Source organism: Micromonospora andamanensis, from assembly GCF_016863495.1.
Taxonomy (GTDB): Bacteria; Actinomycetota; Actinomycetes; order Mycobacteriales; family Micromonosporaceae; genus Micromonospora; species Micromonospora andamanensis.
This window is the reverse complement of the sequence record NZ_BOOZ01000020.1, coordinates 1-11,840: the sequence shown is the minus strand read 5'-3', so window position 1 is coordinate 11,840 and position 11,840 is coordinate 1. Positions and strand designations below refer to the sequence as shown.

Sequence of the window (11,840 nt, the reverse complement as noted above, 5' to 3'; positions counted from 1 at the left end):
GAATGTGGCCCCAGGCGCTCTTTGTTATGTCCGGACTTCTCCGGGCGGGGCGACCAGCAGCGACAGGCGTTCCGGGCAGGTACGTCCGGAACAATCCTCTTTCAACTCCGCAACAGGTGCGGAGTTGACGTTCCGTCAAGGAGACGAAACAAGCATGGCTATTGGCACCGTCAAGTGGTTCAACGCTGACAAGGGCTTCGGCTTCATCACCCCGGACGGCGGCGGCGCGGACGTCTTCGCCCACTTCTCGGCGATCCAGTCCTCCGGCTACCGCAGCCTCGACGAGAACCAGCGGGTGGAGTTCGAGGTCGTGCAGGGCCAGAAGGGCCCGCAGGCGGAGAACATCCGCCCGCTCTGACCTCCGGTCACCCGGTGTCGGCCGGGTCGCCGCCGTGCACTGCGCATCGGTGGCGGCCCGGCCGTCCGTGTTTCCGTCAGGCGCGGGCCGGTGTTCCCGACCGGTCCTCGGCCCACGCGTGGCGGCCCGCTCCGACCAGCGCCGCAACCCTGAGTCGGTAATCAGCATCTCGGCCGTCGGGTGGGCGACTGTCATCCTCGCCCGGCTCCGGAACCCTGGCCGCGGGGGACGAGCCGGGGGGCTCGTGTCGGGTGCGGGGGAGGACTACCGATGGTGGGTTCGGCGGCGCGTGAGCTGCTTCTGGTGATCGCGGTGGCGGCAGTAGGGCTGCTGCTGGCCACGGCCCTGGCGTTCGCGCCCTGGCCGGTCACGCCGGGCGGCTCGGCCCCGTCCGGTCTGGTGGACCTGCACGGACCGGTAGCTACCGACCGCACCGGCAGCGCGTCCGGCTGACCGGGCGGGCTCAGCTGCCGTTCGTCGCACCGCCCCGACCGCCGGGCGCTTCCTCGCGCGCAGGCACCGGTGGGCGCGGTGAGACGTTAGGGTCGGATCCGTGCCGACCCGCAGAGCGAGAATCCCAGCGACGAGGTATCCGGTCGAACGGTTCACCCTCGACAACGGCCTACGGGTCGTACTCACCCCGGATCGCAGTGCCCCGGTCATCGGGGTGGCGGTCGTCTACGACGTCGGCATCCGTTCCGAGCCGGAGGGGCGTACCGGCTTCGCCCATCTCTTCGAGCACCTGATGTTCCAGGGTTCGGAGAATCTGGAGAAGCTCGCCCACTTCCGGTACGTGCAGGGTGCCGGCGGCACCTTCAACGGCTCCACCCATCTGGACTACACCGACTACTTCGAGACCCTGCCGAGCAACGCCCTGGAGCGGGCGCTGTTCCTGGAGGCCGACCGGATGCGCGGTCCCCGGCTGACCGAGGAGAACCTGCGTAACCAGGTCGACGTGGTCAAGGAGGAGATCCGGGTAAACGTGCTCAACCGGCCGTACGGCGGGTTCCCCTGGTTGACCCTGCCGCCGGTGCTCTTCGACACCTTCCCGAACGCGCACGACGGCTACGGTTCCTTCGACGATCTGGAGTCGGCCACCGTCGCCGACGCCGCCGACTTCTTCCGGCGGTACTACGCCAGCGGCAACGCGGTGCTCGCGGTCAGCGGGGACATCGACACCGCCGAGGCGGTGACGCTCATCGAGCGGCACTTCGGCGACGTGCCGGCCCGCCCGGCACCCGACCGGCCGGACTTCGCCGAGCCGGACCTGACCGCCGAGCGGCGCACCGCGTACGCCGACCAGTTGGCTCCGCTGCCGGCGGTGGCGTCGGCGTGGCGGGTGCCCGACCCGGTCGGGGATTTCGCCTCCTACCTGCCGTACGTGGTGCTGGCTGAAGTGCTCACCGATGGTGACGCGTCCCGGTTGGTGGAGCGGCTGGTGCACCGCGACCGTGCGGTGACCACAGTCGGTGGCTACCTCGGCATCATGGGAGACCCGTTCGACGTGCGCGATCCGACCGCGCTGCTGCTCCAGGCGCACCTGCCGCCCGGCGGTGATGTCGACAAGGTGCTGCGCACCCTGGACGAGGAGTTGGACCGGCTCGCCCAGGACGGGCTCGCCGACGGCGAGTTGGCCCGCACCCAGGCGCGGATGGCGACCCACCTGCTACGCGACACCGATGCGGTGCTCGGCCGGGCGCTGCGGATGGCGGTGCTGGAGCAGCAGCGCGGCGAACCGGGGCTGCTCGGCGAGTTGCCCAGCCTGATCGGTGAGGTCACCGACGAGCAGGTCCGGGCCGCCGCGGCCACCCTGCGGCCGGAGCGCCGCGCGTCCGTCGAGGTCATCCCCGGAGGTGGGTCCCGGTGAGTACGAGGAGTGTGACCACGCCGCGACGGCAGTTGCCGCCGCTGGGCCCGACCCGCCGACTCAAGCTGCCCCGGCAGGCCGAGCGCACGCTCGCCAACGGGCTCACCGTCATCGTGGTACGTCGGCCTGCGGTTCCGTTGGTGGAGCTGCGGCTCTGGATGCCCTTCGGCCGGGTCAACCTGGCTCGGGGCCATCTGCTCACGCAGACCCTGCTCTCCGGCACGGAGACGATGAGCAGCGTGCAGATCGCCGCGGAGTTGCAGAAGATCGGTGGCGGACTCTCCGCCGGGCTCGACCCGGACCGGCTGATGATCTCCGGCGCTGGTCTGGCCACCGGGCTGGACCGGATGCTGGAGCTTCTCGCTGAGGTCCTCACCGGCGCGAACTACCCGGCCGGGTGGGTGGGCGTCGAGCGGGACCGGCTCGTCGACGGCATTCAGGTCGCCCGGAGCCAGCCGGGGCACCTGGTCCGTACGGCGCTGCTCCGGCGGATCTTCGGCAGGCATCCGTACGCCGTGCAGACACCGGATCCGGAGCAGGTCAGGGCTGTACGTCCGGCGGCGTTGCGGTCGCTGCACGCCCAGCGCGTGCATCCGGCGGGTGCCGTGCTCGTGCTGGTCGGCGACCTACGCCCGGAGCGGGCGTTGGACGCGGCCGAGAAGGCCCTCGGTGGCTGGCACGGTGACGGGCACCCGGCCGACATGCCGCCGGCGCCACCGCTGGAACCGGGTCCGTTGTGGCTCGTCGACCGACCGGGGTCGGTGCAGTCGTCGATGCGGGTGGCGTTGCCGGCGGTGCCGCGTACGCATCCGGACCACGCCGCGCTGCAGTTGGCCAATCTGGTCTTCGGGGGTTACTTCTCCTCCCGGTGGGTGGAGAACATCCGGGAGGACAAGGGCTACACGTACGGTCCGCACTCGCTGATCGAGCATTCGGTGGCCGGTTCGGTGCTGGTGGCCGCCGCCGACGTGGCCACCGAGGTCACCGCACCGGCACTGCTGGAGACGACGTACGAGCTGGGCCGGCTCGCCACCGTGCCACCCGGCGTGGACGAGTTGGAGCAGGCCAGGCAGTACGCCCTCGGCACGCTCCAACTCGGCATCTCCACTCAGGCCGGGCTGGCGTCGCTGGTCAGCGCGTACGCCGGCAACGGGCTGCGGCTGGACTTCCTGGCCGAACACGCGGCCCGGCTGGCGAAGGTGGGGGTCGACGACGTCACCGAGGTGGCGGCTCGCCATCTCGCCCCGTCCCGAGCGGTGACTGTGGTGCTCGGTGACGCCGAGCGGATCTCCGCGTCGCTGGCCACGCTGGCCCCGGTCGAGACCGCCCCTGTTCAGTGATGCGGGTGCGTCATCGTGGTCGTGCGGTGGTACCTCACGTCGGCGACCGTCGCGGCGGAGCGCGGTCGTGAGCGGCTGTGGGGAGAGCAGCCCACCGTTGGCCCGCTCCACGCTTGACCGCGCGGCGCACCGGCGTACCGACCCGCAGTGGTTAGCCCAGGCGTGGGCCGGGGCGCGGGTGCTGATCCTGGACGTCGAGGCAGGTGGGCGGGCCCTGATCCGTACCGACACCGAGGTGCCGGAGCTGGTGTTGGTGGCTGCCGGCGAACTGCCGCCGGCTCTCGCCGCCGACGCGATGTTCCTCGGTGTCGAGCCGGACGGTGCGCCGGTCTTCTGCGTGCACAGTGCGTTGGCGGCGGTGCCGCAGACCCGACCAGCCCACCTGCGGGACGTCGGGCATCTGCTCAGCGACCGGGACGCCGGGCTGTTCACCACCGGGTTGGCGTTGACCAACTGGCACCTGCGCCATCTCTACCACCCGGTCACCGGTGAGCCGACCCGGGCGGACGAGGCCGGCTGGACCCGGGTGGACCGGACCGGCGAGCGGGTGTGGCCGCGCACCGACCCCGCGATGATCGTGCTCGTGCACGACGGGGTCTCCGGCGTCGAGGGCAGGTGTCTGCTCGGCAACAACGCCACCTGGCCCAGCACCAAGGGCCGGCGGCGGTTCTCCTGCCTGGCCGGCTATCTGGAGCCGGGCGAGTCGGCCGAGGCCGCGGTGCTGCGCGAGGTCCGCGAGGAGGTCGGCGTCGAGGTCTCCGACATCAGGTACGCGGGCAGCCAGGCGTGGCCGTTCCCCGGCTCGCTGATGCTCGGCTTCCTGGCCACCGCCGACCCGGCGCAACCGCTGCGGCTCGATCCGACCGAGATCGCCGACGCACGCTGGTTCTCCCGGCAGGAGATCGGGGCGGCGCTCGCCGGTCAGCCGGTCGAGGTGGGTGACGCCCGTCTGCTGCTGCCGCCGCCCTCGTCGATCGCGCTGTTCCTGGTGGACCGCTGGCTCGCCGGGCGCTGCTGACCGGGGGCCTGACGCGTTGCGGCCCCGGTCCGTGACCGTCGTTGCCGCGGCGGTCACGGACCGGGGACACGGGCCGTCGTGGTCGGCTGGTGAGGAACACGGCGGGGGAGCCGGTCGACTACGACGGACGTGTGGTGGATCAGGTGCCGGGCCAGCCGGGGGCGGCCCGTTGGTGGCGTCCGTCGTCCAGCGGCAACACCTTGACCCGCTGCTTGCCGGAGCGTACGACGCCTACCGTGGCGATGGCGCGGGCCAGCAGTAGCGCGGCGTCGCGGTCGTCGGCGTGGACGACCTGGCGTCGTGGCTCGGGCCGGGCGGTCTCGTCGCGTAGCCGTTGACCCCCGACCCAGGCGGCGGTGATGTCGGCGTCGGCGGCGGCGCGAATCTCGGTGCGAACGATCAGGAACCGCATGTGGGTCTCCGGATGTGTCGCGACGGGTGGAACCGTGGAAGTTCCACGTCACTACCCCGCCATCGTACGCCCGCCCGGCGTCCCAGCAAGTGAAACTCGCCCATCGGCTCGCAGGCCCGACCGATCATCCGATCCCTGCTCAGGGGGTCGTTCGGGAGACGACGACGGGGCCGCCGGCTCAGCCGGCGGCCCCGCAGGATGTCCGCGTACCTAGGGCTTGTCGAACTGCCCGTTCACGGCACCGGAGATGAAGCCCTGCCAGCCGGCCCGGCCGAACAGCAGCACCGGGCCGCTCCGGTCCTTGCTGTCACGCAGCGCCACGGCGGCGGGACCGCTGGACAGTGGCGCGACCTCCACGCAGTTGGAGGTCTGGCTGCGCGTGCTGGTGCGCCAGGTTGCGCCCGCGAGTTGGGCGAGGACGGACGGCGTGTTGCGGAACTTGTTCATCGTTGCGCTCCTGAGGTGAACCGATGGAACGAGTGGCGTCGCACGGCCCGACGGCGGACCGGTGGATGGTCACCGTTCCGTCAGGCGCCCGGAGGCTCTGCGGCGTTGGGCCGGCGCCGTTGCCGGACCACCCGCCACAGTGGGCGGGGTCGCCGCCACGGTCAGCCGTCCCGACGACTCCATCAGCCAGGAGAGGGTGTCCGTGGCGGAGAGTGCCGCCGTGCATAGCCACTCGAACACCACTTTATAGCGATTTAGAGTGATTACCTCGGTCGACATGACGTCGGTGAAGCCACCTTCGATGGCGAGTGTCTCCGGATCGAGGGGATCGGCGAACCGATAGACCGAGAACGCGGTGGGCGGGAGGTACCACTGGCCGATCGGGGTGTCCCGGGGAAGTACGTGCAGCGTCACGTTCGGCAGCATGGCCAGCTCGCAGAGCTGCGCCAACTGCTCACGGAGCACCTCGGGTGGCCCGGCCCGGCGGCCGAGCGCGGACTCCTCCAGCACCGCCGTGTAGCGGGGCGGGTCGGTTTCCCGGGTGAGCGCCGACTGTCGCGCCAACCGGGCCCTGATCTCCGTCTCGATCTCGTCGTCGGCCTCCGGAGCGCCGGCCGCCTGGTCGACCTGCCAGGCCGAGGAGATCCGCATCCGCGCGTACCCGGTGGTCTGCAACAGCCCCGGCACCAGCACCGGGTTGTACTCGGAGATCTCGGCGCAACCCGCCTCCAGCTCGGCGAAGCCGCGCTGCTGTTGCGTCATCGCCGGATACCTCTTCAGCCAACCACGCATGTCCCCGGCTTCGTGAGTGATGCCGAGCAGCTCCAGCCGGAGGGTGTCGTCGACGTGGTACAGGTCGAGCAGATCCCGGACATCGCCCGGATCAGGCCGACTGCGACCGTTCTCCAGACGGGACAGTTTGGACGCGGAGGCCCAGCCGACGCGTTCGATGACCTGGTCGCCGGTGAGCCCTGCGGCCTCGCGCAAGCGGCGTAGTTCGCCACCGAGTCGGCGGCGGCGCAGGATCGGGCTGGGTGAGGCAGGAGGCACTGTGTCCTCTTTTCCGTCGACCGCCGCGGACGCGACGGTAACTGTATGAAATTCGCCCCCCACGGTCAGTATGGACGTCGCGACCGGCGCCGGAGGTACCGGCGGAGGGCGTGTCATCAGAAATACGCAGACCCGACAGCGACTCCGGTCGGCGCGATCCGCGTCGCCGGCTCCGCCTAGCCCACCGCCGCCCCGAGCCGCGCCACCGGAGGATCAATGCGCACCGTCCTGAGTCGCCCGGACTTCCGCCTGCTCTTCGGTGGACTGCTGGCCAGCATGACCGCGGAGTCGGTCCTGCTGCTGGCGCTCGCCGTCTGGGTGAAGGACCTCACCGGATCGGACGGCCTCGCCGGCGCCACGATCTTCGTCATCCTGGTGCCACGGACGCTCGCGCCGCTGGTCGGCTGGTTCGTCGACAGGTATCCGCGGCGACCCTTCTTCGTGGTCACCAACCTCGCGACGGCGCTGCTGCTCACCCCGCTCTTCGCGGTCCGCGACGCGGGCGACATGTGGCTCATCTACGCGGTGGCGGCGTCGTACGGGCTGTCGAACATGACAGTCGGGGCGGTGCTCAGCCGCCTGGTCCGGGAACTGGTGCCGCCGGACCTGCTCGGTGAGGCGAACGGGGCCCTGCAGACGGCGCGGCAGGGGCTGCGGTTGATCGGCCCGCTCGCCGGTGCCGGCCTGTACCTGGCGCTCGGTGGCTGGCTGCTGGCCGTGGTCGGGATTGTCGGATTCCTGCTCGCGGCAGTGGTGGTCGGCGCGCCGCGGGTGGTCGCCACAGCCGGCCCGTCGCCCACGGCAAGCGGATCGCCTGAGCCGCGTCCGTCGCGGGCCGTGCCGGCCGGCGGCGTCGAGCGCCGACCGGGCTGGCCGCAGGAACTGGTCGCCGGACTCCGCCACCTCGCGGGCGAGCGGGCGCTGCGCCGGGCACTGCTCGGATACGGCCTCGCGTCGCTGGTGATGGGCTTCACCGAGTCGCTGATCTTCGCGTACGTGGACCGGGGGCTCGGGCGGGATCCGGCGTTCGTGGGCGTGCTCTTCACCGTGCAGGGCATCGGTGGCCTGGTGGGTGGGCTGCTCTCCGCCGCCGTGCTGCGCCGGGTAGGTGAGCTGGGCTCCCTGGCCGTCGGGGTGGCGCTCTTCGGCCCCGCCGCGCTGATGCTGGCGTACCCGAATCTGTGGCTCGGCCTCGCCGCGGTGCTGGTGGCGGGTCTGTCGCTGCCGCTGACCCTGGTCGGGCTGCACACCCTGATCCAACGGCGGACCCCGCCAGAACTGCTCGGCCGGGTCTCCGCCGCCGCCGAGGCGGCGGTCAGGTGCCCGCAGGCGTTCTCGATCGGCCTGGGTGCGCTGGTCGTCGCCCTGCTCGACTACCGGCTGGTCTTCGCGTCGGTAGGTCTGGCGACCCTGCTCGCCGGCCACTACCTCTGGCGTGGGCGCCACCTCAGCCCACCGCCCGGGCCCCCGTCACGGCCCCGGCTTCCCACCCAACGCCGCACACCCGAGGGCGGAAAGGTCGAAGTGGGCGCCCTCACCCACACCCCCGACCGCTGACCTGACCCACCACCCAAGCCGGCCCCCAGAGCCGTCGATCATGAAGTTGTTGCCCGGGTAAACGCTTACCCAGGCAACAACTTCATGATCGACGCGGCAGTGGCGCGGTCAGGCGGCGATGCTCGCCAGATGCTTCTTGACCTGGGCGATGGACGGGTTGGTCAGCGCGCTGCCGTCGGCGAAGCGCAGCGTGGGCACCGTCTGGTTACCGCCGTTCACCTGCATGACGAAGGTGGCAGCCGCCGGATCCCGCTCGATGTCGACCACCTGGTAGGCGATCCCCTCCCGGTCGAGCTGCGACTTCAGCCGGTGGCAGTAGCCGCACCAGGGAGTGGAATACATCGTCAGCATGGTCAGATCCTCCAACGTCGCGCCGGCGGCTTGCCGATCAAGCACAGGCTATCCGCTGCAACATCAGGGGAAGCTGCGACAATTCCCCGCTGTGGTGGTTAACTCCGCGTCCGAACGCGTGCTCGCCGGGCTCGATCCGGAGCAACGCGCGGCGGTGACCGCCCCGGCCGGCCCGGTCTGCGTGCTCGCCGGTGCCGGCACCGGCAAGACCCGGGCCGTCACGTCCCGGATCGCGTACCGGGCGCTGACCGGCGAGATATCGGCGCGGCATGTGCTCGCTGTCACCTTCACCGCCCGCGCCGCCGCGGAACTGCGCCAGCGGCTCGCCGGGGCCGGCGTGGCCGGTGTGCAGGCACGCACCTTCCACGCGGCGGCGCTGCGCCAGGTGCGTTACTTCGCGCCCCGGCTGCTCGGCGGTCGGGCCATGCCCGAGTTGCTGGACAGCAAGGTCAGACTCGTCACCCTGGCTGCGGCGCGAGCCGGCCTTCGGGCCGACCGGACGGCTGCCCGCGACCTCGCAGGTGAGATCGAGTGGGCCAAGTCCTCCCTCGTCGAGCCGGGCGAATACGTGGTGGCCGCGGCGAAGGCGCTGCGGGAGACCGCACACGAGCCGGCGAAGGTGGCTGAGGTGTTCGCCGCGTACGAGAGGCTCAAGCGGACCGGCGGGGTGATCGACTTCGAGGACGTGCTGCGGGCCGCGGTCTGGGGCATCGAGGAACACCCGGACGTCGCGGAGCAGGTCCGCAACCAGTACCGCCACCTCGTCGTGGACGAGTACCAGGACGTCAACCCGTTGCAGCAGCGGCTGCTGGACGCCTGGCTCGGCGGACGCGACGACCTGACAGTGGTCGGCGACGCCTCCCAGACCATCTACTCGTTCACCGGGGCCACCTCGGCGTACCTTGTCGACTTCCCGCGTCGGCACCGGTCGGCGACAGTGGTCCGGCTGGTCCGCGACTACCGCTCGACCCCGCAGGTGGTCGGGCTCGCCAACGCGGTCATCTCCCAGGCCCGGGGCACCGAGGCGCGGCTGCGACTGGAACTGGTCGGGCAGCGTCCGGCCGGCCCGGAACCGGAGCGGCGGATCTTCACCGACGAGCCGGCCGAGGCGGCCGCGGTGGCCGCCCGCTGCCGGGCGCTCATCGAGGCCGGCACCCCGGCCCGCGAGATCGCCGTGCTGTTCCGCACCAACGCCCAGTCCGAGGCGTACGAGAAGGCGCTCGCCGAGGTCGGCGTGCCGTACCTGGTCCAGGGGGCGGAGCGGTTCTTCGAGCGCGCCGAGGTACGCCAGGCGGTCGTCGCCCTGCGCGCGGCGACACGCTCGCTGCCCGGCGAGACCCCGCTGCGGGCGGCGGTGGTGGAGGCGCTGGCCGGCGTCGGATGGGCACCCGACACCCCGCCGCCGGGTGGTGCCGCCCGCGAGCGGTGGGAGGCACTGGCCGCGCTTGTGCAACTCGCCGAGGAGTACGCGGCCACACCGGAGATCCTGCCGCTCGGGGTGGCCGCCACGGTGGAGCGCCAGGTCACCCTTACCGACTTCACCGAGGAACTGGCCCGGCGGGCGGCCCAGCAGCACGTACCGACAGTCGACGGGGTGACCCTGGCGTCCCTGCACTCGGCCAAGGGACTGGAGTGGGACGCCGTCTTCCTTGTCGGTCTGGCCGAAGGCACCCTGCCCACCACGTACGCGCGCACCGCCGAGCAGGTCGAGGAGGAGCGCCGTCTGCTCTACGTCGGTATCACCCGGGCCCGGCAGTGGCTGTGGCTGTCGTACGCCTCGTCGCGGTCGCCGGGCGGGCGGCCCCGGCGACCGTGTCGTTTCCTGCCGCAACTGGCGCCCACCGCGACGACCGAGCGGGCCAGCGGGGGTTTGGCGGTGCGGACCCCGCAGCGGCGTGCCGCCACCCGGATCGTCTCCTGCCGGATCTGCGGCACCACCCTGCTCGCCGGGCCGGACCGGAAGCTGGGCCGGTGCGCCACCTGCCCCTCCGACATCGACGACGAGCTGCACGAGCGGCTGCGCGAGTGGCGGGCCCGGGTGGCTGGGGCGCAGAAGGTGCCCGCGTACGTGGTCTTCACCGACGCGACCCTTGTGGCACTGGCGGAGCGGCGGCCCGGCCGGCCCGAGGAACTGGTCGCGATCGCCGGGATCGGGCCGCGCAAGCTGGGCCTGTACGGGGAGGCGGTACTGGCGTTGGTGGGCGGCGCGGCGGTCGACGAAATCTGCCCGCAGAAAACTTTCTGAATCTGACCGTTAATTCGTTTGCCCTCGCCCTACCGACCGGCATAGCCTCAGGACACACCTCGCAAGGGGGCCCTGTTCGGGCTGCTCACGGGGTATGTGTCCGGGTCGACCACGAGTGAACGTCAAAGGAGGTGGCACCGATGGAGAGCTACATCTACGAGCGTCCGACGGCGCTGCCCGTTGCCGTCGCTCCGCTGTCGGCTGCCCTGATGACCGCCGCTCCGCTGGCGGCCGTCCGGGCCACCACCGTCGCCGCGCGACCGTGGGCTCCGCAGGTGCACCGGGCCGAGATCCAGGCCGAGCTGATCCTCGCACCGGTCACGAACGGGCTCCAGGGGAGCAGTGGCTTGACGGGCAAGGGCGTCGATGGCGCCAACAAGCGGATGGACGTCCGCGGTGTTCCACCTCGAGGTAGACCGGTCTGACCCCAGACCACCGGCTCACCTCGAGGCCGCGGAACCCGCATACCGGGATCCGCGGCCTCAGTTTTTTGCACCGCCGAAGTACGTCTGAACAGCGATCCACGAGATCGCAGCGAGAGAGAGGTGACCGGGCGATGAGTCTGGCGTTGGCCCCGCTCGACGTGAGCGTCGAGGTGGAGGCGAACCTGCCCTGCCGGAAGTTCGACCCTGACCTGTGGTTCTCCGACTCGCCCACCGAGCTGGAACTGGCCAAGTCGCTCTGCGGGGACTGCCCGCTGCGCGTCGAGTGCCTGGCCGGCGCGGTCGAGCGGGCCGAGCCGTGGGGCGTCTGGGGCGGCGAGATCTTCGAGCGTGGCGCGGTTGTTCCGCGCAAGCGGCCCCGCGGTCGCCCGCGCAAGGAGGACCTCGCCCGGGACGCCGAGTTGCGGGTCGAGGCCGAGGCGCGGCTGGCGGCCAATGGTCTCGCCGCGTCGCGCAGCGCTGTCCGGCTGGCTGCCTGACATGTTCCCGATTCAAACCAACCCCGCCGGTGTCGCACCGGCCGAGAGAAAGCTGACCACCATGCTGCACCTTCCGAACGGAGCCGAGATGTACCTACTCCACGAAGCGTTGTCGAGGGCGCGAATGCTCCGGCCTCAGGCCGGTCGCACCACCACGAGCACTGAGGCAACCCGATCCGCCCGTAGCGTCGCCATGTCCGGCCGTGCCCGGTCAGCTCGCGAACTGGGCGTTCTGTAGGACGACACCGCAGACGGCGGGCGGGGACCATCGGT

Annotated in this window: 13 protein-coding genes; 9 read left to right on the top strand and 4 right to left on the bottom strand. The window is 71.4% G+C overall.

The window, feature by feature from the left end:
- The first annotated feature begins 154 nt into the window (after positions 1-154).
- The 5 genes from Van01_RS18075 to nudC all read left to right on the top strand — a co-directional run bounded on the left by Van01_RS18075 (position 155) and on the right by nudC (position 4,583).
- Complete coding sequence (locus Van01_RS18075) at positions 155-358, top strand: cold-shock protein (protein WP_013735772.1); 204 nt, start codon at positions 155-157, stop codon at positions 356-358.
- Positions 359-628: 270 nt separating this feature from the next.
- A complete protein-coding gene (locus tag Van01_RS18070) occupies positions 629-811 on the top strand; it encodes a hypothetical protein (RefSeq protein ID WP_204008583.1) in 183 nt (60 codons plus the stop codon).
- 100 nt (positions 812-911) lie between these two features.
- Positions 912-2,225, top strand: coding sequence for a M16 family metallopeptidase (locus Van01_RS18065; protein WP_204008581.1), 1,314 nt, complete (start codon positions 912-914; stop codon positions 2,223-2,225).
- Positions 2,222-3,565, top strand: coding sequence for a M16 family metallopeptidase (locus Van01_RS18060; RefSeq protein WP_204008579.1), 1,344 nt, complete (start codon positions 2,222-2,224; stop codon positions 3,563-3,565). Before Van01_RS18065 ends, Van01_RS18060 begins: the two co-directional genes overlap by 4 nt.
- A gap of 67 nt (positions 3,566-3,632) precedes the next feature.
- Positions 3,633-4,583 carry an NAD(+) diphosphatase gene (gene nudC, locus Van01_RS18055; RefSeq protein WP_204008576.1) on the top strand — a complete coding sequence of 317 codons (951 nt, stop codon included), beginning with the start codon at positions 3,633-3,635 and terminating at the stop codon, positions 4,581-4,583.
- Between the two features lie 139 nt (positions 4,584-4,722).
- Here the strand turns inward: nudC and Van01_RS18050 are convergent, their stop codons facing one another.
- From Van01_RS18050 to Van01_RS18040, 3 genes are all read right to left on the bottom strand, one after another.
- Positions 4,723-4,995, bottom strand: coding sequence for a hypothetical protein (locus tag Van01_RS18050; protein WP_204008573.1), 273 nt, complete (start codon positions 4,993-4,995; stop codon positions 4,723-4,725).
- A gap of 210 nt (positions 4,996-5,205) precedes the next feature.
- Positions 5,206-5,442: a DUF397 domain-containing protein gene (locus Van01_RS18045; protein WP_204008571.1), complete on the bottom strand. Its 237-nt coding sequence runs from the start codon at positions 5,440-5,442 to the stop codon at positions 5,206-5,208.
- Between the two features lie 69 nt (positions 5,443-5,511).
- A complete protein-coding gene (locus tag Van01_RS18040) occupies positions 5,512-6,492 on the bottom strand; it encodes a helix-turn-helix domain-containing protein (protein ID WP_204008569.1) in 981 nt (326 codons plus the stop codon).
- Positions 6,493-6,708: 216 nt separating this feature from the next.
- On the opposite strand from Van01_RS18040, the gene Van01_RS18035 reads away from it, so the two are divergent.
- Complete coding sequence (locus Van01_RS18035; RefSeq protein WP_204008567.1) at positions 6,709-8,049, top strand: MFS transporter; 1,341 nt, start codon at positions 6,709-6,711, stop codon at positions 8,047-8,049.
- A 108-nt stretch (positions 8,050-8,157) separates the two neighbouring features.
- Here the strand turns inward: Van01_RS18035 and Van01_RS18030 are convergent, their stop codons facing one another.
- Complete coding sequence (locus Van01_RS18030; RefSeq protein ID WP_099852977.1) at positions 8,158-8,400, bottom strand: mycoredoxin; 243 nt, start codon at positions 8,398-8,400, stop codon at positions 8,158-8,160.
- A gap of 91 nt (positions 8,401-8,491) precedes the next feature.
- Between Van01_RS18030 and Van01_RS18025 the strand changes: the two genes are divergently transcribed.
- From Van01_RS18025 to Van01_RS18015, 3 genes are all read left to right on the top strand, one after another.
- Entirely contained in the window at positions 8,492-10,645 is a 2,154-nt protein-coding gene (locus Van01_RS18025; protein ID WP_204008564.1) for an ATP-dependent DNA helicase UvrD2, read from the top strand.
- A 140-nt stretch (positions 10,646-10,785) separates the two neighbouring features.
- A complete protein-coding gene (locus Van01_RS18020) occupies positions 10,786-11,070 on the top strand; it encodes a hypothetical protein (RefSeq protein ID WP_204008562.1) in 285 nt (94 codons plus the stop codon).
- A 131-nt stretch (positions 11,071-11,201) separates the two neighbouring features.
- Complete coding sequence (locus Van01_RS18015) at positions 11,202-11,567, top strand: WhiB family transcriptional regulator (RefSeq protein WP_099849908.1); 366 nt, start codon at positions 11,202-11,204, stop codon at positions 11,565-11,567.
- Positions 11,568-11,840 lie beyond the last annotated feature (273 nt).